At 40.9% G+C, this 24,061-nt stretch carries 21 protein-coding genes; 15 read left to right on the top strand and 6 right to left on the bottom strand.

Features of this window, described 5'->3' with window-relative positions; genetic code table 11:
- Positions 1 to 130: 130 nt before the first annotated feature.
- From rsxA to gloA, 8 genes are all read left to right on the top strand, one after another.
- The gene (gene rsxA / locus SFRI_RS11200; RefSeq protein WP_041413578.1) at positions 131 to 709 is read left to right on the top strand and encodes an electron transport complex subunit RsxA; all 579 of its coding nucleotides are present in this window, start codon (positions 131 to 133) and stop codon (positions 707 to 709) included.
- A gap of 2 nt (positions 710 to 711) precedes the next feature.
- On the top strand, positions 712 to 1,290 hold the full coding sequence (rsxB, locus tag SFRI_RS11205; protein WP_041413579.1) for an electron transport complex subunit RsxB: 579 nt from the start codon (positions 712 to 714) through the stop codon (positions 1,288 to 1,290).
- Positions 1,284 to 3,824, top strand: a complete 2,541-nt coding sequence (gene rsxC / locus SFRI_RS11210; protein WP_011637630.1) for an electron transport complex subunit RsxC — start codon at positions 1,284 to 1,286, stop codon at positions 3,822 to 3,824. Before rsxB ends, rsxC begins: the two co-directional genes overlap by 7 nt.
- Before the next feature lie 2 nt (positions 3,825 to 3,826).
- On the top strand, positions 3,827 to 4,879 hold the full coding sequence (gene rsxD, locus SFRI_RS11215) for an electron transport complex subunit RsxD (RefSeq protein ID WP_011637631.1): 1,053 nt from the start codon (positions 3,827 to 3,829) through the stop codon (positions 4,877 to 4,879).
- A 26-nt stretch (positions 4,880 to 4,905) separates the two neighbouring features.
- Entirely contained in the window at positions 4,906 to 5,529 is a 624-nt protein-coding gene (gene rsxG, locus SFRI_RS11220) for an electron transport complex subunit RsxG (protein WP_041413580.1), read from the top strand.
- Positions 5,522 to 6,217, top strand: coding sequence for an electron transport complex subunit E (locus SFRI_RS11225; RefSeq protein ID WP_011637633.1), 696 nt, complete (start codon positions 5,522 to 5,524; stop codon positions 6,215 to 6,217). Before rsxG ends, SFRI_RS11225 begins: the two co-directional genes overlap by 8 nt.
- A 58-nt stretch (positions 6,218 to 6,275) precedes the next feature.
- Positions 6,276 to 6,917, top strand: a complete 642-nt coding sequence (gene nth / locus SFRI_RS11230) for an endonuclease III (RefSeq protein ID WP_011637634.1) — start codon at positions 6,276 to 6,278, stop codon at positions 6,915 to 6,917.
- 378 nt (positions 6,918 to 7,295) lie between these two features.
- Positions 7,296 to 7,706, top strand: a complete 411-nt coding sequence (gloA, locus tag SFRI_RS11235) for a lactoylglutathione lyase (protein ID WP_011637635.1) — start codon at positions 7,296 to 7,298, stop codon at positions 7,704 to 7,706.
- Between the two features lie 178 nt (positions 7,707 to 7,884).
- On the opposite strand, the gene ruvB is transcribed toward gloA, so the two are convergent.
- The 6 genes from ruvB to SFRI_RS11265 all read right to left on the bottom strand — a co-directional run bounded on the left by ruvB (position 7,885) and on the right by SFRI_RS11265 (position 15,717).
- Positions 7,885 to 8,895 carry a Holliday junction branch migration DNA helicase RuvB gene (ruvB, locus tag SFRI_RS11240; protein ID WP_011637636.1) on the bottom strand — a complete coding sequence of 337 codons (1,011 nt, stop codon included), beginning with the start codon at positions 8,893 to 8,895 and terminating at the stop codon, positions 7,885 to 7,887.
- 30 nt (positions 8,896 to 8,925) lie between these two features.
- The gene (gene ruvA / locus SFRI_RS11245; protein WP_011637637.1) at positions 8,926 to 9,543 is read right to left on the bottom strand and encodes a Holliday junction branch migration protein RuvA; all 618 of its coding nucleotides are present in this window, start codon (positions 9,541 to 9,543) and stop codon (positions 8,926 to 8,928) included.
- Positions 9,540 to 10,061, bottom strand: coding sequence for a crossover junction endodeoxyribonuclease RuvC (gene ruvC / locus SFRI_RS11250; RefSeq protein WP_011637638.1), 522 nt, complete (start codon positions 10,059 to 10,061; stop codon positions 9,540 to 9,542). The genes ruvA and ruvC overlap by 4 nt, the downstream gene beginning before the upstream one ends.
- Positions 10,062 to 10,068: 7 nt before the next feature.
- Positions 10,069 to 10,821, bottom strand: a complete 753-nt coding sequence (locus tag SFRI_RS11255; protein ID WP_011637639.1) for a YebC/PmpR family DNA-binding transcriptional regulator — start codon at positions 10,819 to 10,821, stop codon at positions 10,069 to 10,071.
- Between the two features lie 123 nt (positions 10,822 to 10,944).
- Positions 10,945 to 12,720, bottom strand: coding sequence for an aspartate--tRNA ligase (aspS, locus tag SFRI_RS11260; protein ID WP_011637640.1), 1,776 nt, complete (start codon positions 12,718 to 12,720; stop codon positions 10,945 to 10,947).
- Positions 12,721 to 12,891: 171 nt separating this feature from the next.
- Entirely contained in the window at positions 12,892 to 15,717 is a 2,826-nt protein-coding gene (locus SFRI_RS11265) for a diguanylate cyclase domain-containing protein (protein ID WP_011637641.1), read from the bottom strand.
- Between the two features lie 387 nt (positions 15,718 to 16,104).
- Here SFRI_RS11265 and cmoA point away from each other — a divergent pair, with 387 nt between their 5' ends.
- Genes cmoA through SFRI_RS11300 form a run of 7 tightly spaced genes read left to right on the top strand, consistent with a single transcriptional unit; the run spans position 16,105 to position 23,967 of the window.
- A complete protein-coding gene (cmoA, locus tag SFRI_RS11270) occupies positions 16,105 to 16,836 on the top strand; it encodes a carboxy-S-adenosyl-L-methionine synthase CmoA (RefSeq protein ID WP_011637642.1) in 732 nt (243 codons plus the stop codon).
- Entirely contained in the window at positions 16,833 to 17,825 is a 993-nt protein-coding gene (gene cmoB, locus SFRI_RS11275) for a tRNA 5-methoxyuridine(34)/uridine 5-oxyacetic acid(34) synthase CmoB (protein WP_011637643.1), read from the top strand. Before cmoA ends, cmoB begins: the two co-directional genes overlap by 4 nt.
- A gap of 25 nt (positions 17,826 to 17,850) precedes the next feature.
- Positions 17,851 to 18,621 carry an ATP-dependent zinc protease family protein gene (locus tag SFRI_RS11280; RefSeq protein WP_011637644.1) on the top strand — a complete coding sequence of 257 codons (771 nt, stop codon included), beginning with the start codon at positions 17,851 to 17,853 and terminating at the stop codon, positions 18,619 to 18,621.
- Positions 18,622 to 18,629: 8 nt separating this feature from the next.
- A complete protein-coding gene (locus SFRI_RS11285; RefSeq protein ID WP_011637645.1) occupies positions 18,630 to 20,138 on the top strand; it encodes a UUP1 family membrane protein in 1,509 nt (502 codons plus the stop codon).
- The gene (locus SFRI_RS11290) at positions 20,138 to 21,094 is read left to right on the top strand and encodes an alpha-L-glutamate ligase-like protein (protein WP_011637646.1); all 957 of its coding nucleotides are present in this window, start codon (positions 20,138 to 20,140) and stop codon (positions 21,092 to 21,094) included. The genes SFRI_RS11285 and SFRI_RS11290 overlap by 1 nt, the downstream gene beginning before the upstream one ends.
- Positions 21,057 to 22,859: a hypothetical protein gene (locus SFRI_RS11295; RefSeq protein WP_011637647.1), complete on the top strand. Its 1,803-nt coding sequence runs from the start codon at positions 21,057 to 21,059 to the stop codon at positions 22,857 to 22,859. Before SFRI_RS11290 ends, SFRI_RS11295 begins: the two co-directional genes overlap by 38 nt.
- On the top strand, positions 22,837 to 23,967 hold the full coding sequence (locus SFRI_RS11300) for a DUF3541 domain-containing protein (protein ID WP_011637648.1): 1,131 nt from the start codon (positions 22,837 to 22,839) through the stop codon (positions 23,965 to 23,967). The genes SFRI_RS11295 and SFRI_RS11300 overlap by 23 nt, the downstream gene beginning before the upstream one ends.
- The last annotated feature ends 94 nt before the right edge of the window (positions 23,968 to 24,061 follow it).

The following is a 24,061-nucleotide window of genomic DNA, read 5'->3' on the forward strand; positions in this document are numbered from 1 at the left end:
TAATAGACGGTAAAAATAGCCATTTTATTCCAAGGTTAAACATTTTATGTTTAACCTTATTTTTTATCCGTTGTTTATCGGCGCCAAACCTAAGATAATACTGGGATCTATTGGTCAAAAAATTGTAGCAATGTCAGAGTATCTTCTCCTGTTGATCGGCACAGTGCTGGTGAATAACTTCGTTCTGGTAAAATTCTTAGGTCTATGCCCTTTTATGGGGGTGTCGAGCAAATTGGCGTCAGCAATTGGCATGTCGATGGCAACCACGTTTGTGTTGACCCTAGCCTCTATTCTGAGTTATCTCACCAATGAATTTCTACTGCAACCATTTGACCTCAACTACTTACGTACAATGAGTTTTATTTTGGTTATTGCAGTTGTAGTGCAATTTACTGAGATGGTTGTCCAAAAAACCAGTGCATCTTTACATCGTGCTTTGGGCATTTACTTGCCGCTGATCACGACTAACTGCGCGGTATTAGGTGTAGCTTTACTTAACGTCAATGAAGACCATAACTTTATTCAATCTGCTATTTATGGTTTTGGTGCGGCGGTTGGATTCTCCTTAGTATTAATTTTATTTTCGGCCATGCGTGAGCGATTAGCCGCTGCAGATGTGCCCTTACCTTTTAAAGGTGGCGCTATTGCCATGATCACTGCCGGTTTAATGTCATTAGCCTTTATGGGATTTGCGGGGCTAGTGAACTAATGATATCGAGTATATTGATTGCTGTTGCTGTATTAAGCGTTTTAGCATTAGTGTTTGGCGTCATTTTGGGTTTTGCCTCAAAGAAATTCAAAGTTGAAGGAAATCCTATTATTGATCAAGTTGAAACCCTGTTACCGCAAACTCAATGCGGCCAGTGTGGTTACCCTGGTTGCCGCCCTTATGCTGAGGCAATAGCGAATGGCGATAAAATCAATAAATGCCCTCCAGGTGGTACTGCTACCATGGAAAAGATTGCTGAGCTTATGGGGGTTGAACCTGAAGCATTAGGCGAAGAGGCGCAAGCCAGTGTAAAAAAAGTCGCTTACATCCGTGAAGATGAATGTATTGGTTGTACCAAATGTATTCAAGCCTGTCCGGTTGATGCTATTTTAGGCGCCGGTAAATTAATGCACACCGTTATTGCCAAAGATTGTACTGGCTGTGACTTATGTGTTGAGCCTTGTCCTGTCGATTGTATTGATATGATCCCAGTTGAAACCACAATACAAAATTGGGATTGGAAGTTACGTGCTATCCCTGTCAACGTGATTAATCCTGAGCAAGAGGACAAACGGTGCTAACGTTATTAGAGCAATTAGATAAAGGTACTTTGTGGCGCTCTCCTGGCGGGATCCATCCACCTGAACTTAAATCACTTTCCAATCAAAGCACCATCGCATCTTTGCCACTGCAATCGCGATTTGTGATACCGGTTCCTCTTGTTGGTCAACAAGCGACCTTGAGTGTCAAGGTCGGCGACTCGGTCTTAAAAGGACAACCACTCACTGAAGGTGCTGGTTTTATTTATTTACCCGTTCATGCTCCTACTTCAGGGACCGTTGTCGCGATTGAGCAACATGGTAGCAACCATGCCTCATCATTGCCCGTGTTGAGTTGCATTATCGAAGCTGATGGTCTTGATACTTGGTGTGAACTTACCTCAAGTAAAATTGAACAACTGTCCAAAGGCGATATTTTAGCCAAAATAAAGCAAGCAGGTATTGCAGGAATGGGCGGTGCGGCGTTTCCAAGCCATGTCAAACTCAATCCAGCGAGTGAAATCGATTTAGTCATTATTAATGGAGTAGAGTGCGAACCCTACATTAGTGCTGACGATCGATTAATGCGTGAATTCAGTGATGAAATATTAACGGGTATTAGTATTATTCATCATTTGCTTAACCCACAGCGTATTATCATCGCCATTGAAGATAATAAACCTGAAGCGGCCCAAGCAATGGAGTCTGCTATTCGTCGCAGTTCATTGCCTAACGACATGATCCGCGTCACCGTTATTCCGACTAAGTACCCTTCTGGTGGCGAAAAACAACTTATTCAAATTATTACTGGCAAAGAAGTACCCAGTGGCGCCATTCCTGCTCAACTTGGTATTGTGGTGCATAACGTCGGCACAGCCTATGCAATTCAAGAAGCGGTATTACAAGGCAAACCACTCATTGAACGAGTGGTGACGTTAACCGGTGAATCCATCGGTAAACCCGGAAACTATTGGCTTAGAATAGGCACAACAGTTGAAGATGCCCTTAGTCAAGTCAGCTTCCAGCCAGAAAGTTCACAAAAAGTCATCGTTGGCGGCCCCATGATGGGATACGCATTAGCCGATCTTGATGTACCTATATTAAAAGGCACCAACTGTTTATTAACACCAAGCCAAGCAGAAATAGCCCCAGATCCAGATGAAAAAGCCTGCATTCGTTGTGGTGAGTGTGCAGTCGCTTGCCCCGCATTATTATTACCGCAACAACTATTCTGGCACGCAAAAGCCGAAGAATATGACAAAGCTGCTAGTTTCAATTTAAAAGATTGTATTGAATGCGGTTGTTGCAGCTACGTATGCCCAAGTGACATTCCTTTAGTTGAATATTATCGTGTCGCAAAATCAGCATTGAAAAATGCTGCTGAAGAAAAGCTACAAGCTGAACAAGCAAAAATTCGCTTCGAAACACGCTTGCAACGACTTGAAGATGAAAAAAATGCTCGCGAAGAAAAGTCAAAACAAGCAGCCGCTAAACGTCAAGCGAATATGAAATCCGGTGATAAAGATGCGGTAGCAGCTGCAATGGCACGCATCGCTGCTAAAAAAGCACAAGCAGCAGAAGGCATCACTGCTGATCCTGCGGCAACAACACCTGATACCACTACAACAAAAGCAGCAATAGACGCTACCAGCGCGAAGAAAACAGCGGTTAATGCTGCGATTGAACGCGCGAAAGCTAAAAAAGCCGCCTTGGCTACTCAGTCTCAGAAAGATAATCAAAGTGATGTTGCTACGGTAACAAATGATATGCCTGTCGACACCATCGATCGCGCCAATGACAAAAAAGCACAAATTGCAGCTGCCATTGCCAGAGCTAAAGCCAAGAAAGCGGCATTAGCTAATGAATCTGCCGAGAAAAATGACGTAGACGCCGAACAGCCTAGCAATACCGTAAACGAAGTTAGTCCGGTAAATGAAACGGCTACAACAAGTGTAGTAGACCCGGCCGATGACAAAAAAGCTAAAATTGCTGCTGCCGTTGCCAAAGCGAAAGCCAAGAAAGCAGCATTAGCTGGTGATTCTACCGAGAAAAATGACGTAGACGGTGATCAGACTCGCGATACTATAAGCAAAGTTAATCCGGGAATCGAAGTAGATACAACTATTACAGCAACCTCAGTCGATGACAAAAAGGCTAGAATTGCTGCTGCCGTTGCCAAAGCGAAAGCCAAGAAAGCAGCATTAGTTGGTGATTCTACCGAGAAAAATGACATAGACGGCGATCAGACTCGCGATACGGTAAACGAAGTGAACCGAGCAATCGAAATTGATACAACAATTGCAGTAACACCTGTCGATGACAAAAAGGCTAGAATTGCTGCCGCTGTTGCTAAAGCGAAAGCCAAGAAAGCGGCATTAGCTAGTGATTCTAGCGCGACAAATGACGTAGACGGAGTTCAGACTCGCGATACGGTAAACGAAGTGAACCCAGCAATCGAAATTGATACAACAATTGCAGCAATCCCAGTTGATGACAAAAAGGCTAGAATTGCTGCCGCGGTTGCTAAAGCGAAAGCCAAAAAACTCGCTAACAGTGCTAAGCAAGAGGAACTATAACTATGGCATTTAAAATTGCCTCATCTCCACATGTCAGCACAACGTTACACACCAATACGGTAATGAAGCGTGTGGCGCTATGCCTTATTCCAGGAATTGCAGTACAAAGCTATTATTTTGGTTATGGCACGTTAGTTCAATTATTACTCGCAATTACGGTGGCTTATTTAGCAGAAGCGGCGGTAATGAAACTACGCAATAGAAATATTACCGCCACCTTAACGGATAACAGCGCATTGGTTACCGCAAGCTTACTTGCGGTTGCAATCCCGCCATTAGCGCCTTGGTGGTTAATTGTCATAGGAACATTATTTGCTATCGTTATTGTTAAACAACTTTACGGTGGGTTGGGTAATAATGTCTTTAATCCGGCTATGGCCGCATACGTCCTGTTACTGATTTCATTTCCGGTACAAATGACGTCTTGGGTTGCCCCTCAAACCTTAACGGTCAATTACGCTGATATGTTGCATACCTTCAACAGTATTTTTCAATTAAATGCAGGTTATGCAGCAGATTTTTTCCATTTGGCGATTGATGGCACCACCATGGCAACGCCGCTAGACACATTAAAAACAGACCTTTCTATGGGGCTTACCACAACAGAAAGTATGACTAAAACCATCTTCTCTGGCAGTGTTGGCGAAGGTTGGTTTTGGGTCAATATGGCCTATCTTGTGGGTGGCCTGGTGATGCTAAAGCTTAAGGTGATACGCTGGCACATTAGCGGCGCTATTGTGCTGACATTATTTGTCTGTGCCAGTATTGGTTTTTTGATCAGCCCAGATACCTTCGTTAGCCCGATAATGCATTTATTTTCGGGAGGAACCATGCTGGCGGCATTTTTCATTGCCACAGATCCCGTTACCGCTGCAACAAGCCCTAGAGGTCGACTTATTTTTGGTGCCATGATCGGCTTACTCATATACTTAATACGAACATTTGGTGGCTATCCTGATGCTGTCGCATTCGCGGTGTTATTAGCCAATATGTGCGCACCATTTATTGATTATTATGTGCGCCCACGCAGTTATGGTCATCGAGTAGGAAATTAATAATGTCTATTTTAACAACTAACCCGATGATTAAAAATGGTCTGTTACTGGGCCTGTTTGCCTTATGTTGCACAGGCCTAGTTGCATTAGTCAATGCGCTAACCAGTGACACCATATTATTGCAACAGCAAAAACAATTAACCTTAACGCTGAACCAAATTATTCCAACTGAATTACACGACAATGTACTCAGTGAGCAATGCATTTTGGTTAACTCTCCGGAGCTTTTAGGCACTAAAGCAGACTTACCGGCATATCTTGCCTATAAAAATGAACTGCCCGTAGCCATCGCGATAGAAGCTATTGCACCAGATGGTTATAACGGTGAAATCAAACTCATTGTTGGCGTGAATAATCAGGGAGAAATATTAGGTGTCCGTACCCTCTCCCATCAAGAAACACCAGGGCTTGGTGATAAAATTGATCTGCGAAAATCTGATTGGGTCACTCATTTCAGTGGTAAATTATTTAAAGACAACACCAACATGTGGAAAGTAAAAAAAGATGGTGGCCAATTCGATCAATTTACGGGTGCCACGATTACTCCGCGTGCTTATGTTAAAGCGATCGCCAATGCACTGACATTTGTCGAACAACATCGCCAAGCACTTTATCAAAGTCATTATGCCTGTGAGGCCAACCATGAGTAAATACAGTGAAATTGCAGCTCAGGGGCTATGGAAAAATAACCCCGGTTTAGTGCAACTATTAGGATTGTGTCCGCTACTAGCTGTTACTGCTACCATCACCAATGCATTAGGTTTGGGCGTCGCTACATTGTTGGTATTAATTGGCTCCAATGTTTTGGTCTCTTTGGTTCGCGATTTTGTACCTAAAGAAATTCGTATACCAGTATTTGTCATGATCATTGCCGCACTTGTTACTTGCGTGCAATTACTGATCAACGCTTATGCCTATAATTTATATTTGTCATTAGGTATTTTCTTACCTTTGATTGTAACCAACTGCGTCATTATCGGCCGCGCAGAAGCATTTGCCTCGCGTAACTCATTAGCGCATTCGGCATTCGATGGATTAATGATGGGCTTAGGCTTTACCGCTGTACTGGTTGTTTTAGGTGCTAGCCGCGAATTGCTCGGCCAAGGAACGTTATTTGGCGGTGCAGATTTACTATTAGGTGATTGGGCAAGTGTGTTAACCATTCATGTATGGCATGTGGACACGCCATTTTTATTGGCTATGTTGCCGCCGGGAGCATTTATTGGCATGGGATTATTAATAGCCCTTAAAAATGTCATCGATAGCCGAGTTAACGCCATGCAACCTAAAGTTGAAAGTGTTAGCGTAACGCGTGCGCGGATCACTAAAGTCAACTAACACGACTGCACAGTTAATCTGGAGCGGCCGTAAACTTAACGATAAATGACCGATTATTATGAATAAAGATAAGCGATACCAGATACTTACCAGATTAAGAGACAATAACCCTAAGCCTGAAACTGAATTGAACTTTTCGAGTCCATTTGAGCTACTCGTTGCGGTCACGCTATCAGCACAAGCAACCGATGTGAGTGTCAACAAAGCAACTGATAAGTTGTTTCCGGTTGCCAATACGCCTCAAGCAATATATGACTTAGGGATTGACGGGCTTAAGCAATACATCAAAACCATAGGCTTATACAATAACAAAGCTGTTAACGTGATTAACGCTTGTAAAATGTTGATTGATTTACATGCTGGTGAAGTACCAGAGAATCGTGAAGCATTAGAGGCTTTACCAGGCGTAGGACGTAAAACAGCAAATGTGGTCCTCAATACCGCCTTTGGCTGGCCAACTATTGCTGTCGATACTCATATTTTTAGGTTAGCGAATCGAACTAAGTTTGCCCCTGGCAAAAATGTCGACCAAGTTGAATTGAATATGCTTAAAGTGGTGCCGAGCGAGTTTAAAGTGGATGTGCATCATTGGTTTATTCTACACGGACGTTATACCTGTTTAGCACGAAAACCACGATGCGGCAGCTGTATAATCGAAGATTTATGCGAATTTAAAGACAAGGTATACCCAGAAGATTAACCCCCAAAGCACCGAAGGCACTTTGGGGGTTTTGTATCAATATATTGGATATTAACTCATCAATTAATATCCAATACATCTTTCGTGATGGCGCAAATGGGACTATCTATTTTTTGCTGACGCTTAAAACAACGACACAAAAAATGCACTAAAACAAATCGCAATAACAACAGTAGTACCTAATGCCATTTTCAATTCTGTATTCATTGTCTTGCCTCCAAATGTGTATATGGCAACAATAACGCTTTTTAGCGTTTAACCCAAAAAATATCCTCACAAATGTGAACTAAAGCAAAATTTTATTGGTATCAACCGCTAATATTTTCATTGTCATCCGAGCTTGTTAAACTTAGATAAATTTTTATAAGAGAGCATATCATGTCGCAATTACTTCATACGATGATCCGAGTAGGCAACCTAGAACGCAGCATTCAATTTTATACCCAAGTGATGGGCATGAAGCTACTGCGTCAATCTGAAAACTCAGAATATAAATACACCCTCGCCTTTGTTGGTTTTGGTGAAGAAACCACAGGCCAGGCCGTTATCGAATTAACCTATAACTGGGGTGTCGATAGTTACGATTTAGGTAATGGTTTTGGACATTTAGCCATTGGCGAAGACGATATTTATGCGCGCTGTGAAGCCATCGCTGCTGCTGGCGGTAAAATCACTCGAGCCCCAGGCCCAGTAGCTGGCGGTAAAACCGAAATAGCCTTTGTAGAAGACCCTGACGGATACAAAATCGAATTAATTCAAAAGAAATCGGCGACCGAAGCACTAGGTTAATATTGCTTTGCTGCAGCATTAGTTCTACTTAAAGTACGCTTTAGATACGCTAGATATAATAAAACCAGCATAAGCTGGTTTTATTATTTTGATGACCGAGATTTTGTACCAACACATCACTGTTAATGACGGTATACCTGAACGTCGTTAATGTATGGCTAAAATAGAAATAAACAGGTTAAGCTTTTTCAGGTCTAACCAAACTAAAATGATCATAGGCTCTTTGAGAAGCGATACGCCCTCTTGGCGTGCGTTGAATAAACCCTTGTTGAATTAAAAAAGGCTCCAATACATCTTCAATTGTTTCGCGGTCTTCACCGATGGCTGCCGCTAGATTGTCTAATCCAACAGGGCCACCCATAAATTTATCAATAATGGCCAATAATAATTTACGGTCTAAGTAATCAAAACCTTGGTCATCTACATCCAATAAATCCAATGCATATTCAGCCACTGTTTGAGACACTTTACCGTCATGCTTTACTTCGGCATAATCGCGTACTCGACGTAATAATCGATTGGCAATTCGCGGAGTTCCGCGTGAACGCTTAGCAATTTCAATAGCCCCTTGTTCATCTATCTCAAGGTTCATTACGTTGGCTGAACGAGTTACAATTGTGGTTAAGTCTGCGACGTTATAAAACTCTAAACGTAATGGAATACCAAAACGAGCCCGCAATGGCGAGGTTAATGCACCAGCACGAGTCGTGGCGCCGATAAGAGTAAATGGCGGCAAATCCAATTTAATTGAACGCGCGGCTGGACCATCACCAATCATAATATCCAGTTGGTAATCTTCCATTGCTGGATAAAGAATTTCTTCCACTACAGGGCTTAAGCGATGGATTTCATCAATAAACAGCACATCACCTTCTTCAAGATTGGTTAATAATGCCGCTAAATCACCCGCTTTTTCAAGCACAGGGCCAGAAGTGGATTTGATATTCACGCCCATTTCGTTAGCCACAATCATGGCTAACGTTGTTTTCCCCAAACCTGGAGGACCAAAAATCAGCATGTGATCGAGGGCTTCACGACGATTTATCGCGGCTTGAATAAAAACCTTAAGCTGAGCTCGAGTATCATCTTGACCGGTATACTCATCCAACATTTTAGGGCGCATAGCACGATCAATCAGTTCATCTTGACCTTGTACCTGCGGTTGGATTAGTCGATCAGCTTCAATCATTTTTACGTACCCTGTTTATGCATATCATATTTATAGCATTGATTTTAATGCAGCTTTAATTAGCGTTTCTGAACTCATGCCTTCTTTAAAAGCCGCAGAAACTGACTTACTGGCCTGAGCAGGTTTATAACCTAATGACAATAAAGCTGAAATGGCATCTTCTTCTGCACTATCAACAGCCGCTGCTGGAGTATAATTACTTTGCAGCATAAACTCGCGCTCTGAACCTGCAGAAGCTTCAAGTAAGCTTTTAAGCTTATCACGCATTTCAATCACCAAACGCTCTGCGGTTTTCTTACCAACGCCAGGCAGTTTTACTAAAGTCGCAATATCATCACGTTCAACACATGACACGAACTCAGACGCTGTCATACCCGACAAAATAGTTAATGCCAGTTTAGGCCCAACGCCATTGGTTTTAATCAATAAACGGAATAATGCACGTTCTTGTTTAGTGATAAAACCGTAAAGTAGCTGAGCATCTTCACGCACCACAAAATGAGTAAATAACATAGCAGCTTGGTTTAACGCTGGTAATTCATAAAAGCTGGTCATCGGCACTTGTAACTCATAACCGACGCCATTGACATCAAGCACCACTTCAGGCGCTTGCTTTTCTACTAATATTCCGCTTAGACGACCTATCATTTGTATCTTCCATATGTTCTGCTGCTAGCTTTACCGCCCATAGCGATAAGGCTTTGATAAGTATGAAAATGGCATATTGCTACCCCTAATGCATCAGCCGCGTCAGCTTGAGGTGAAGCAGGTAGTTTAAGTAATTGCTTAATCATATGTTGAACTTGCGTTTTTTGAGCTCGGCCAGTGCCCACTACAGCACTTTTAATCTGAGTTGCGCTATATTCCGCAACGGGCAGTCCAGCACAAGTAGCTGCAACAATTGCCGCGCCTCTGGCTTGACCAAGCTTTAAGGCTGAATCAGCATTTTTAGCCATAAATACCCGCTCAATAGCAAACTCATCTGGTTTATATTGGGTAATGATTTCGCATAAGCCTGCATAAATTTGTTGTAATCGTTGTGGTAAATCATCAGCAGAGGTTCGAATACAGCCACTACCAAGGTAAATCTGTTGACGGCCTTGGCATTGGATCACACCATAGCCTGTAATGCGGGAGCCGGGATCGACTCCTAAAATAATGGCCATTCATGCCTCATGCGTTGTCTAACGCTTGCATAACGTCATCTGATATCTCAGCATTATGATATACCTCTTGTACATCATCATGGTCTTCTAAGATATCGATTAAACGTAAAAATTTTTCGGCGGTATCGGCATCAAGTTCAGCTTTTAATGATGCAACCATAGTCACTTCAGCATGAACAGATCCAAAACTAGCACTATCAAGTGCATCCTTTACTTTGCCAAAGGCATCAGGAGTGGTAAATACATCGATAGAGCCATCATCATGAGTAATAACATCTTCTGCACCAGCGTCTAATGCACTGTCGATTAAGCTATCTTCATCAATATCGGTGTCATAAGAAATAATGCCAGATTTGGTAAACAAATACGCCACTGAACCATCGGTACCTAAGTTACCACCCGACTTATTAAAAGCATTGCGCACACCAGAAACGGTGCGATTTCGATTATCGGTCATCGTTTCAACCATGACCGCTGTACCACCAGGACCATAGCCTTCATAAATAATGGTTTCTAATTGCTGACCATCCATTTCACCGGCACCGCGTTTGATTGCACGTTCAACGGTGTCACGGGTCATATTATTGGATAAGGCTTTATCAACTGCAGCGCGTAATCTGGGGTTGGCATCAACATCTGAACCGCCTTCACGAGCGGCGACGGTAAGCTCTCGAATAAATTTGGTAAACAGCTTACCGCGTTTAGCATCTTGTGCGGCTTTACGATGTTTTATATTGGCCCATTTACTGTGTCCTGCCATCTTAAACTCCTGTTATCCAATTGGATCATTCAAGTAGAAAACCATACTTGTTAAAAACATACCGAGGCAGCAGCCTCGGTATGTGGTGCTCTTTTAAGAGCCTATTACGCTGAACAATAATGTTTATTCTTCAGTTTTAACCTTTTCAATCACCGCTATACCCAATTCAGTTAACTGCACTGGGTTTGCAAAACCAGGAGCGTTAGTTAATGGACATGCTGCGGTAGTCGTTTTAGGGAATGCCATTACGTCACGAATTGAGCTTGCGCCGGTCATCAACATAATAATACGATCCAAACCAAATGCTAAACCAGCGTGTGGTGGTGTTCCGTAGCGTAACGCTTCAAGCAAGAAACCAAATTTTTCTTGTGCTTCTTCAGCTTCAATACCTAAAATACTGAATACAGTACTTTGCATTTCGGCGTTATGAATACGCACTGAACCGCCACCTAATTCACAACCATTTAATACCATGTCGTAGGCATCTGAAATAGCTGCTGCTGGATCTGCTGCTAATTCTGCTGGGCTAATACCGCGAGGCGCAGTGAATGGATGATGAACAGCGTGGAATCCACCGTTAATTTTCTCAAACATCGGGAAGTCGACAACCCACATTGGGCGCCACTCACCTTCAAGTAACTTGAAATCTTCACCAGCTTTTAAGCGCAATGCGCCCAAAGCTTCTGCCACGACATTGGCTTTATCTGCGCCAAATAGAATGATATCGCCGGTTTGTGCACCCGTACGACTAATAATGTCGTTAACAATAGATTCTGTTAAAAACTTAAGTACAGGCGACTGAATACCATCCATGCCTGCAGCTAAGTCATTTATTTTCATCCACGCTAAGCCTTTAGCACCATAAATGCCGGCAAATTTAGTGTAATCGTCAATTTGCTTACGAGATAAAGATGCACCAGTTGGAATACGAAGTGCCGCAACGCGACCTTCAACATCATTTGCAGGGCCATTAAATACCGCAAATTCAACATCTTTAACCAAATCAGCAATATCAACTAATTCAAGTGGATTACGTAAATCAGGTTTATCTGAACCATAACGCTTCATTGCTTCGGCGTAGGTCATACGAGGAAAATCACCTAAATCTACATTCAATAAATCTTGAAATAAACCGCGCATCATTTGTTCAGTTTTTTCCATGACTTGTTCGGCAGACATGAATGAGGTTTCAATATCGATTTGAGTAAATTCAGGCTGACGATCTGCACGTAAATCTTCATCACGGAAGCATTTTACGATTTGATAATAGCGATCAAAACCAGACATCATCAACAACTGTTTGAACAACTGTGGTGATTGAGGCAAAGCAAAAAATTGACCTTTATAAGTTCGACTTGGCACTAAATAGTCACGCGCACCTTCTGGAGTGGCTTTAGTCAAAATAGGCGTTTCGATATCTAAAAAGCCATTGCCGTCTAAAAAGCGACGGACTGAGCTGGTCACTTTTGCGCGAAAAATAAGGCGCTCGGCCATTTCTGGACGACGTAAATCTAAATAACGGTATTTTAAACGTTGTTCTTCACTATTGTTTTGATAGTTATCCATGCTTAATGGTAAAGGAGCTGACGCATTAATAATGGTCAGTTGCTTACCCAAAATCTCAATTTCACCAGTTTTCATTTGTGAATTGATTTGGCTTTCTGGACGAGCGCGAACAACACCTTTTATTTGAACACAAAATTCACTGCGCAATGTGCTTGCCATTTCAAAAACATCTTTTAGATCTGGGTCATAAACAACTTGTACTAGCCCTTCTCTATCGCGTAAGTCTAAAAAAACAACTCCGCCTAAATCTCGACTACGGTTGACCCAACCGACTAAAGTAACTTCTTGACCTAGATGAGACTGATTAATGTCTCCACAATAATGACTGCGCATTGAACTCTATCCTTTATCCACAAAGCGGTATTTTGGAAATCGAAAACGATAAAAACGGCATTATATACCGTGACTCAAACTTATGCATTGAAGTATCAGGCAGATTGCATCAATTAACCAGACCTATAGCGAATAAACTGGATCAACTGACGGAAAAATCAGCAACTATAATCAGCTCATTTTATATTGATGACCACCCACCTTTTTAGCTTGATACATTAACTGATCTGATTTTTTCAATAATGAAGCAGCGGTATCGGCATCATTAGGAAAAATAGCGATACCAATACTGGCCGAAATAGAGACATTAATATCATCGATTAATAACGGTTTCTTTAATCCTAATAAGATATTTTCAGCCACTTGACGGGCATTTTCTTTGGCTTCGATATGATTTAATAACACCACAAACTCATCGCCACCAAAGCGAGCAACCGTGTCAGATTCTCTTACATGCTTGCCTAATAACAGGGCGATACGCTGTAATAACTTATCCCCAACATGATGACCATATTGATCATTTATTGCTTTAAAACCATCTAAATCAATAAACAACAGTGCAAATTTTGATTTATCTCGATGATGAGTCAATGTGGCTTGCGCTAATCTATCGTCAAGTAAACTGCGATTTGGCAATGCGGTTAAATTATCATGATTGGCCATAAATCGAAGATTTTCTTCAGCTTTAAGCCGTTTTTGAATTTCGACATTTAGGCGCCGATTCGACATTAATATTACAATGGCTATTAGGGTGATAATTAACAAACCAATCACTAATATTTTCAACCACCGTTGATAGCGTAATGTGTCACTATTAAGATCTAGCGAGACCCATTTTTGGTACATGTTCTGTTGTTCGGTTTCATCGATAGTCGCAATGACTCTATCAATCAAAGGCACTAAATTTTTCACGCCTGGGAATAACCCTATGTGGCTGTGCTGCTCGGTTAACTCAGCTAATAAAGACATTTTCAAACTCGGATATTGGCCACCTTTTAACGTAGTCGCCAATGTTGCAACTTGTTCAACAAACATATCCGCGCTACCTGTGATAACGGCTTCCATACCTTGTTTAGTGTCTGCAACGGGCACTAATTTTATACCTGGGTATTGTTGGCGAAGCTGATCGACAATATGGTAACCGTCAACAACAGCCAGACGTTTACCTGTTACCTGTGAAATATTAAAAATGGGAGGTTGGCTTAGCGACGTGACTATCGCCCAAGGTGATGGCCAATATGCTAAAGAGAATGCTAGTTTGTTTTCGCGCTCAACCGTTTTAGCCATACTGGCCACTAAATGAATTTCACCTTTAATTAGGTCATTCATCATGTTACCAAAATCATCGTAAGCCACTGGGATAATAGTTAAATTGAGTTGCTTGACTAGTAAGTTTTTAATGTCTGCATTCACCCCTAAAAACTCACCATTTTTGCCCTGGAATTCCATAGGGGCCCAATTTTTCAGGTAACCCATTTTAATGGCGCCTAAACTACTAACATATTGCTTTTGTTGTGTTGTTAATTTTATTTTATTGGCAGAATTCGCAAAAAAGCGGTCATCTGGATTAATTAACCATTTACGCTCAACCTGAACTTGTTCTTCAACAGAAATTAAATTAAATCCAGCTTGAATCCGATCGGCTAAACCACTGTCGTCAATACGGGTTAATACATACATATCTGTCGAAAATTCGATATCAGTATATTGACGAAATTCTGCCCACAACTTATTAGCCAATAAATAATGAGACGTCATTGCTGCAGATGAAACAAAACCGCTGATTTCATCGTTACGTGCGGCTTTAACCATGGCATCTAATGAATCATAAAAGCGTAATTGCGCCTTAGGAAAAGCTTTTTTAATATCACTGATATAAGGCGCTGTAGGATAAACGCCAATCCGCATCACAATGTCTTCAATGTTATTTAATGTTAAGTTTGAGCTAAAAAAACGGCTTTTAACCGAAATAATATGCCACGCTTGTTTCAAACCTGTGCGCATATCTTGGCTTTCAGGGTAACCAATATGAACATCTGCGACACCACGTTTAACATCATCAATTGTACTACTCATGTCACCAGCGACAAAATCAATATTGATACCGGTTTTTTCAGACCATAAAGTCCACAAATCCACCAACATTCCATGTGGTAATCCATCAGCACCGATATCCGCATAAGGTTCGACACCGTTTTGCATCGCGATAATCACCCCTGTAGTTTGTCGATGATAACCTAACCACCGCCGCTCTATTTGCTGAATAACTTTTGCAGGTATTAATTCAAAACCCTGGTTAATCTTGTTGAGAAGATCCAAATCCCCTTTTACCACCGCTGGGGCTAGGTTGATTTTTTTGATGAGAATACGCGATGAACTGTAAAAGTTTGCGGCTATGTCTTGTTCAAGCGCCAAATTGCGCTGGTATCCTTCAATACCGGCAAAAACAAATAACTCACCTTTTACGGCGGCTTGTAATAATTGTTCACGATTTTGATAACGCTTAAAACTAAGCTTAGGTTCTAGCGCTAATAATGTTGCTTCATGGGATGATCCACTGACGATACCGACTTGATAGGGAACCAAATCGCTAATTTGTTTTTTACTACTCAGCGACTTATGAATGTATAAATAGGTATTTAAGGAAGTAAATGGTTTTGCAAAATCGAACTTTTTTAACCGTGCTTGGTTTTGAGACATACCAATATGTATGTCAGCTTTTTTCTGTTCCAGCTGATCAAGTGACTGTTGCCAATGCCGAGACACAAATTGTACCTTGGTATCAGTAATGATGGACCACTCGCGCCATAAATCGACCAAAATCCCTGCTGGAGTGCCCTTCTCATCCAAATATTCAAATGGATAAGTATCTTCACCCATCACGATGACTAAGGGTAAATGATCTACTGACAGTTCGGTTTTATCTGAATGTATTGCCTGCGCGGGTAATGATATCCACGCAAATAACATTGCTAATATCCAAGGTATAAATTTCAAGTTTTTTCCCTAATACTTTCACTTTTTATACTTATTTATTTAATAAGCTTAGTCATTGCCATTTTCAGGTGAATTTACTTACCCCTTAGGCACGATATGAATCATGAAGGAGCGTAAAATGCTTGAAAGCAAACATCTTTTGTTGCTATTTTGTAACAAGGATAAATAATATCATTATTCAGTCTTGAGTCATGCTAATTTTATGAATAGAAATTAATAATCTGAAGCTTATGTACATAATACCAGCATTCATGAGCATTCAAAACCAGCCTCATTAACATGATTGTCAACAAATTGAAAAAAAACTCACAAATTACCAGCTAGATACTTGCTGCAGTTCACCATGATTAGCTAAAATACATTTCTAACTTTTCCACATTACAGCTGATGAACTCTCAACAAGATACGATATACGCTCATGTGACCGACCAAATTACAGATTTTCAATTTGATCAACGTGTTGCCGGTGTATTTAATGACATGATCCGTCGCTCCGTTCCTGGCTACGCACAAATCATCAATACCATTGGTGATTTTGCTAACCGTTTTGTCACACCCCAAAGCAATATATACGATCTCGGCAGTTCATTAGGCTCAGCTACGTTAAGCATTCGTCGCCAAATTGAAGGGCGCGGATGTCAAATTTATGCGGTAGACAACAGTCAGTCGATGATTGAACGTTGCACTGAAAATCTTGCAGCGTATGTCAGCGACATCAAAGTCAATTTATTGTGTGCTGATATCAGAGATATCGACATCAAGAATGCGTCTATGGTGGTGTTAAACTTTACCCTACAATTTCTACCCACTCATGATCGGGATGCTTTAATTAAACGTATTTACGATGGTATGTTACCGGGTGGAATTTTAGTCATTTCAGAAAAATTATTCTTTGAAGATAATCATATCCAACAATTACTAGATGAACAGCATTTAGATTTTAAGCGCGCAAATGGGTATAGTGAGCTCGAGATAAGTCAGAAACGCAGTGCATTAGAGAACGTTATGCGTCCAGATAGCTTAAATGTACACCAACAACGCTTAACCGAAAACGGCTTTAGTCACTTCTCAGTTTGGTTTCAATGTTTTAACTTTGCATCTATGGTAGCGATTAAATGATCAATTTTAGCTCTTTTTATAAAGACATTGCTGATTCAAACCTACAACACTGGTTAGAAACTTTACCGGCAATTTTAGGTAAATGGCAACGAGATCATAAACACGGTAATTTACCTAAATGGGAAAAAGTGCTCAATAAATTACATTATCCTCAACCGGATAATATCGATTTTAGCAGCAGTGTAACTATTGGAACCGGAGAACAACTCAGCCCCGGACAAGTTGAAAAACTCACTAATTTACTGGAGGTGTTTCAACCATGGCGTAAAGGTCCATTTTCCGTTCATGGTATTCAAATTGACACTGAATGGCGCAGTGATTGGAAATGGGATCGAGTCAAAAATTTTATTTCGCCATTAAAAAATCGCACTGTGTTAGATGTGGGTTGTGGTAGTGGCTACCACATGTGGCGGATGTTAGGTGATGGTGCAACTCGCGTTGTAGGCATTGATCCTTCACCGTTATTTTTATGCCAATTTGAAGCAATCAAACGAGTGGCCGGCAATCAGCACCCAGTATATTTGTTGCCTCTGGGCATAGAAGAATTACCTCCATTAGATGCCTTTGATACGGTGTTTTCTATGGGCGTGCTCTACCATCGTCGCTCACCGATAGACCATTTACTACAATTACGCGACCAATTAAGAGTCGGTGGTGAACTGGTACTTGAAACACTGGTGATTGATGGCGATGAAAATGCAGTACTTGTTCCACAAGATAGATATGGCAAAATGAACAACGTTTGGTTTATACCATCTGTTGCTGCCTTAATGTTATGGTTAAAGAAATGTGAGTTTATTGATATTCGTTGTGTTGACATCGATATCACCTCACTGGCAGAACAACGCAGCACCCACTGGATGAAAAATGAATCTCTAGTCGATTATCTCGATCCTAATGATGTGAGTTTAACCGTAGAAGGTTATCCCGCGCCCAAGAGGGCCATCATTATTGCAACAAAGAACCAACCGAATCACGATCTAGTATAAATATTACTATTCAACAGGAATTGACATGTTAAAGCAGGTAATTGCTCTATCCGTTGCAGCGGCCCTAATATCGGGTTGTACAACCATCCAAAAACCAATAACACCTCCGCTGACAAATGCTGACTTGAATAGCAGTTTGCAAGTTTCGCAAACCGTCATTATTGATGCCATTAATTCACAGAATAGTCAGCAAGCAAGCGACATAAGCGCTCTTTCTGAGGAAATGCGTAAATTGAAGACTCAGATAAGCACCGCGATGAGTCAAAAACCAAAAACCATCATTGTTCAACCACCAATGCCAAAACCAGTCTCGGTTCCACAACAATGTCCGGAAGCTATGATTGGCGAGAAGTTTTTACTTGGTGAAGTCGAGAGTGTATTTGTTGATGAAGTCAAAGCCAAGTTTGCGACTCGCATCGATACTGGTGCTGAGTCATCATCTTTAGATGCGCGCAATATCGTATTGTTTGAACGAGAAGGCGAACAATGGGTTCGCTATGACGTGATGACTAATGGAATAGACCAACCCGTCAATACATTTGAATCTAAAGTTGAGCGCTTTGTCCGTATAAAACAAGATGCTGATACAGGTGATGATCGCCGCCCAGTTATCCACGCCCATTTAAAAATAGGTAAATATGCAGCCGAAACGGATTTAAACCTTACGGATCGAAGCCACCTAGATTATCCTTTGTTACTAGGTCGTAAGTTTATGAAAGATATTGCCATTGTTGATGTAGGCCAAATCTACGTTCATGGTAAAGCCAAAAACCAAATTACCACGTTAATTAAGTAGGATCCGTAATGCATTCTCGTAAACCGTTTTACATATTCGTTGCGTTGCTATTTATCATTGGTATTAGCACCAGCATATATCGTGGTGTTGAACACAATGTGCCTTTTTTACCTGGTGAACAGGTACAAAGCTGGGCTGTGGATGCCAAAATCAGTTTTAATGGAACGAATCAACCTGCTGAGGTCAATTTCTCATTACCGAACGATCCTGCATTTGACATCTTAGTTGAAAATGCATCATCACCAGGTTATGGCTTAAATATTTCAGCTGATGCCCATAATCGTCGCGCAGTATGGTCAATACGTGATGCTTCTGGCTCACAAGCATTATATTACCGAGTGACTTTAGTACCGACAGGCAAGCTTAATATTGAAGCTGTCGAAGAACCTGCCACGCCAGAATTATATTCATGGCCTGCAACAGAAAAATCAGCAGCAGAGCAAGTCATTGAAGAAGTATGGGCTCGCAGTGCGACTAATCTATCGTTTGCTCAACAATTGATGAATTTGATTAACGATAACGATCAAAGCCAGAATATGGCGTTGTTATTATCTGCTAATACTTCAACCAATTTGTTTGTACGCATGTTGCATTCAAAAGGTGTCCCTGCACGTATCGTTAATGGTTTGCAACTTGAAGATCAGCGACGTCGTCAACAGCTTACATCATATGTTCAAGTTTATAATGATGGGGCATGGGAGCTTTTTGACGTTCCAAACAACAAAAAAGGCCGTGATAATACCCTAGTGCTATGGGAATATACTGGTCACTCTGTGCTTGATGTCATGGGAGGAAATAATTCATTAGTTAATTTCTCAATGCTACAAGATACTCGTTCAGCATTAGCAACATCTATCGACATGATGATGAATGACGATGCATGGGATTTCTCCCTATATCAGTTACCACTTGAAGAACAAAGCACCTTTAAAGGCATTCTATTAATCCCAATCGGCGTATTAGTCGTGGTGTTTTTACGTGTCATTGTTGGCATCAAAACATCAGGTACCTTTATGCCTGTTTTGATTGCGCTAGCGTTCATCCAAACTACCCTATTAACTGGCTTAATCGGTTTTTTATTGATTGTTGCCTTTGGTTTAATGATCCGTTCCTATCTGTCCACACTCAACTTACTGCTCATATCCCGAATATCGGCGGTCATTATCGTGGTGATTTTTATTATCGGCTTGTTTACCTTAATTTCATTCAAGTTAGGTTTAAGTGAAGGATTAACCATTACCTTCTTCCCGATGATCATTCTTGCCTGGACTATTGAACGTATGTCTATTCTGTGGGAAGAAGAAGGTCCTAAAAAAGTCTTTGTATCGGGTGGCGGTAGCTTATTTGTGGCGACATTGGCGTACTTAGCTATGGACAACCAATTAGTTCAACATTGGGTATTCAACTTCTTAGGCATTCATTTAGTGATTTTAGCCTTGGTATTAGTGATGGGACAGTACACTGGTTACCGTTTAACTGAGCTAAAACGCTTTAAACCATTAGTTGGAGAGCAATAATGAAGTACGCCTGGCCCTGGGAATTGAGCCGTAGCGGTGTACTCAACATGAACAGGCGCAATATTAGCTATATTGGTCGTTATAATCAGCGTAAGTTTTATAAACGCGTTGATGACAAACTAATTACTAAGCAACTTGCGCTTGCTAATGGCATTGCGGTTCCCGATTTAATTGGGGTTGTTCATGAACAACATAAAATCCAAGAAATTCCAGCTATGGTTCTTGACCGTAGCGGTTTTGTCATAAAACCGGCAAAAGGTTCTGGCGGTAAAGGCATTATGGTAATAACCAGAGTGAGCAATGGCTGTTATTACAAGCCCAATGGCCACGAAGTGACTCATAGTGAAATTTATCGTCATGTATCTAACATTTTAAGTGGTTTATTCTCACTCGGCGGTAAGCCTGATGTCGCGATTGTTGAAGGACTAATTGAATTTGATCCAGTCTTTGAAGGCTTAAGTTATGAAGGTGTCCCTGACATCCGCTTAATTGTGTTTAAAGGCTTTCCTGTCATGGGAATGTTACGTTTATCAACTGCTGCATCTGATGGTAAAGCAAATTTACACCAAGGCGCTGTAGGTGTGGGTTTGGATATCGCTACCGGAAGCAGTTTGCATGCTGTGCAATTTGATTTACCCGTTGATAAGCATCCTGATACTCATTTTCCACTGTCGAACATCAAAGTTCCTCATTGGGAAACCTTACTCCACACGGCATCGAGTGCCTACGAAATGTGCGAGTTAGGGTATTTAGGTACTGACATGGTGTTAGATAAAAACAAAGGCCCACTGCTACTTGAATTGAATGCCCGACCAGGTCTAACAATTCAAATTGCCAACGGTAGAGGGATTTTACCTCGACTTAAGCATGTCGAAGCGATGAAAAGCTCAACAATGTCAGTTGAGGAACGCGTGGCTTATGCTAAAAAGCATTTTTGTAGCAACCCTATTTTTTAATCTTTTGGCCACAGCAAGCGCTGTGGCTAATCCCTTAGCACTGTTCGTCGAACAGTGCTTACAATATCAACCTGATTTAGGACAAGACAAGCTTGTTTCTTTTCAGTCTGTTGAACAACAAGCTGTTGAATTTGAAAAACGCACACTTGCGTTAAATAATATCAACGACAGAATTCAATATTACCGCCCTTTCGCCAACGACAGCCTAAATAGACAAGGCTTATTATGGTGTCAATTACACCTTGCCGATGAACTTTATGCGCTAGCTACAGCAGCCAATACCCAACGCTTAATTGATCAGTTGCTACAGCTTCGACCACCTTATGATCAATTAGGACAACGCTTAGTCGCCATAAGAAAATCGCAGTGGGAGTTAATCCAAAAGTCAAAACTGCACAGCGCCCAGGCAAGCAATAATCAAGCATTATCACAGCAGCAATTTACCATGCAGTTTAATCAGCCGGACTGTGCATTAACTAATGAACTGAATGCGGATAACAACAATACCAATATTGAGATTCGTATTGCCAAATATTTACTTAAACAGCCCAATGAACATTGTAGAAAACAGGCTTGGCTTGCCTATCAAATTCGTGCGAAAGACAAACAAGCTTCAGCGCTTGCATTAATTCATCGATTACAACAACAGCATGCTATTGCTCAAGACTATGATAATAGCGCACAGGCACAACTCTCATTACATGACCTAACGCCACAGTTGTTAACGCAATTCTTAGCAAGCCAAACAATTAACCTTGATATTGCGCCATGGAATATCGCCAATGCCCTTAGCCGAGTCAGTAATTCATCGACCATAAAGCCGATTGCTACGGATGCATTTTTACAGAAAATCTTCGAAAGCCTAAAAGCTTTAGATCTCAAGTTTGAATTCATCACAGTAGGTGATGCTAGAGTTGATCATTCTAAAATAGACAAAACGACGTCGCCTAGTGATAGTCAACAAAACAGCCTTAGTGATACGCAACTCATCCGCGTTTGGCACCAACAGCGATTAATGGGAGAAATTTTTACATATACACAAGATGAACAACACAATCCTTTAAACGTAGATAGTCAATTGATAAAACAAACTGTTATAGGTCATCAATTCGGTCAATATTCGCTAAACTTTCCATCACAATTAACCAACGTAAAACAACAACAAAAATTAATTAACGCAATAAGTCGAGCAATAGTATCCTTGGCGCAAGGTCGTCAGTTTTATTTCCTCACCAATAGAGCACAAAACACTGAGGCCCATGCGATTGCCACGCAATGGCTCGCATACTACCTTGAGCAGCAGCTAAACCTACCAAAATTGTCTAAACGTCATCAATTAGTGGCGCAATATCAACAACAATTATGGGTATTTAGAGCAAAGGTTTCGCTAGCTTTTTATCAATATAAAGGTGACTTCAAAGGTCCGCAACAGGAGGTTTGGTTAAGCCATAATCAATCTCTGTCTACAGCTTTTGAACAAAGCTTTGGCTTACCATGGACAAACGCAACGGATGCAATATTTTGTTATCAAGCTATTGCTAATCAAGGTATTAATCATTATCTTCCTTTATGGCAAACGGCATTGGCTCAATTAATCATTGCAGAGACACCAGCCCAAATATCGCCTAATGAGATATTTGATTTATTGGTTGTAAACGAAACACATTTAACCTTAAACGATCAACTTGAGCGGCTTATTGGCCTACCAATTGACCCACATTCACTTATCAGGAGATTTAAACATGCTGGAACTACGCAAGAGTAAAACACTCTCGTATTTACTATTGTCAGCTACGTTGTTTAGTAGTGTGGCGTTCGCTAAAGAGTCAGTTGAAAAAACATCACATAATTTAACGGCTGACCAAGTTTATCAAGGCATTAAAACCAATTTAGAAACCAACCTTTATTCATTACCTCCGCGTGTGCAAGGGCATTATGCTATTCGTCAATTTCGTATGACGGGCGAAACCAAATACGCTAATGGCTCATTAATCGATTTACTAACCATTGCAGAGCGCCAAGCTTACTATTCTTGTAATCTTGATAAACCCGGTTTTATTAAAAGCGAATCACAAATTGAAGTGGATAAGTTAGGCAAAGGTCCTCGCGGTATCGCGCGTAAAGAAGCCATCGCCCCTTACCCGAATTTTATGTTATATAGCGATGTTTTATTACGTTACGCCAGTCGTGTAGACGAATTTGGTTTTACCGGACCGTGTCATGATTTAATGATTAAAACCTTAAAAAATGCCAACTTAGAACCCGCTTTAACAGATAAGAAGATGATCATAGCTTGGGCGGCACAGCTAATTAACTATGTGTACTGGGCTAAGCAAGTTGGTGTCGGTGACTATTATGAAGCTTACAAACAAGCCTTCATTAACACTTATCCTGACAGCAATGATGCTAAGCTCAAAAAGAGTCAATATAAAAACAAAGTTTATGGTATGACTCACTTTATTTTTTCAGCTAGCGAGTATTATCAACATTCGGTTGACCCAAAAGAATATCAGTGGATTTTAAATTACTTTGAAAAAAACATTGATCGCATTTTGACCGATACTACCGAAGATATTATTACTGAAGTAGGTATTAGTTTCTTAATTACCGGCAACGGTGATAACCCAGTGGTAGATAAAGTTAAAAAGCATGTGATTGCAGCTTACGATCCTAAACTGATGATGATCCCGTCACCACATGGAAAAGCTGAATTATCTTCTGGTGAACACAGAAACGTATTAGCAATGATGTTACTAGATTGGCCTGAAACGTTACATAAGGGACCATATTTAAATAATATTCCTAGCACTAAGAAATACTTACCAAAACTGGTTAAGCCTAAAGCGTCTATGAACGATGCCAAATCACACTAAATGTTAACAGTGAAAATTTGGGGCAAATGCAGTGCATTTGCCTTTTTTATTTCAAACAATGATATTATTTTTCGTCATTTTTACACAATAATAA

Origin of the sequence: Shewanella frigidimarina NCIMB 400, assembly GCF_000014705.1 — a bacterium.
Taxonomy (GTDB): Bacteria; Pseudomonadota; Gammaproteobacteria; order Enterobacterales; family Shewanellaceae; genus Shewanella; species Shewanella frigidimarina.

Bases quoted from the DNA above. Each gene is read 5' to 3' on its own strand.
- rsxA (WP_041413578.1), top strand. From the start codon at position 131: ATGTCAGAGTATCTTCTCCTGTTGATCGGCACAGTGCTGGTGAATAAC.
- rsxD (WP_011637631.1), top strand. From the start codon at position 3,827: ATGGCATTTAAAATTGCCTCATCTCCACATGTCAGCACAACGTTACAC.
- rsxG (WP_041413580.1), top strand. From the start codon at position 4,906: ATGATTAAAAATGGTCTGTTACTGGGCCTGTTTGCCTTATGTTGCACA.
- SFRI_RS11225 (WP_011637633.1), top strand. From the start codon at position 5,522: ATGAGTAAATACAGTGAAATTGCAGCTCAGGGGCTATGGAAAAATAAC.
- nth (WP_011637634.1), top strand. From the start codon at position 6,276: ATGAATAAAGATAAGCGATACCAGATACTTACCAGATTAAGAGACAAT.
- gloA (WP_011637635.1), top strand. From the start codon at position 7,296: ATGTCGCAATTACTTCATACGATGATCCGAGTAGGCAACCTAGAACGC.
- ruvB (WP_011637636.1), bottom strand. From the start codon at position 8,895: ATGATTGAAGCTGATCGACTAATCCAACCGCAGGTACAAGGTCAAGAT.
- ruvA (WP_011637637.1), bottom strand. From the start codon at position 9,543: ATGATAGGTCGTCTAAGCGGAATATTAGTAGAAAAGCAAGCGCCTGAA.
- ruvC (WP_011637638.1), bottom strand. From the start codon at position 10,061: ATGGCCATTATTTTAGGAGTCGATCCCGGCTCCCGCATTACAGGCTAT.
- SFRI_RS11255 (WP_011637639.1), bottom strand. From the start codon at position 10,821: ATGGCAGGACACAGTAAATGGGCCAATATAAAACATCGTAAAGCCGCA.
- aspS (WP_011637640.1), bottom strand. From the start codon at position 12,720: ATGCGCAGTCATTATTGTGGAGACATTAATCAGTCTCATCTAGGTCAA.
- cmoA (WP_011637642.1), top strand. From the start codon at position 16,105: ATGAACTCTCAACAAGATACGATATACGCTCATGTGACCGACCAAATT.
- cmoB (WP_011637643.1), top strand. From the start codon at position 16,833: ATGATCAATTTTAGCTCTTTTTATAAAGACATTGCTGATTCAAACCTA.
- SFRI_RS11280 (WP_011637644.1), top strand. From the start codon at position 17,851: ATGTTAAAGCAGGTAATTGCTCTATCCGTTGCAGCGGCCCTAATATCG.
- SFRI_RS11285 (WP_011637645.1), top strand. From the start codon at position 18,630: ATGCATTCTCGTAAACCGTTTTACATATTCGTTGCGTTGCTATTTATC.
- SFRI_RS11290 (WP_011637646.1), top strand. From the start codon at position 20,138: ATGAAGTACGCCTGGCCCTGGGAATTGAGCCGTAGCGGTGTACTCAAC.
- SFRI_RS11295 (WP_011637647.1), top strand. From the start codon at position 21,057: ATGCTAAAAAGCATTTTTGTAGCAACCCTATTTTTTAATCTTTTGGCC.
- SFRI_RS11300 (WP_011637648.1), top strand. From the start codon at position 22,837: ATGCTGGAACTACGCAAGAGTAAAACACTCTCGTATTTACTATTGTCA.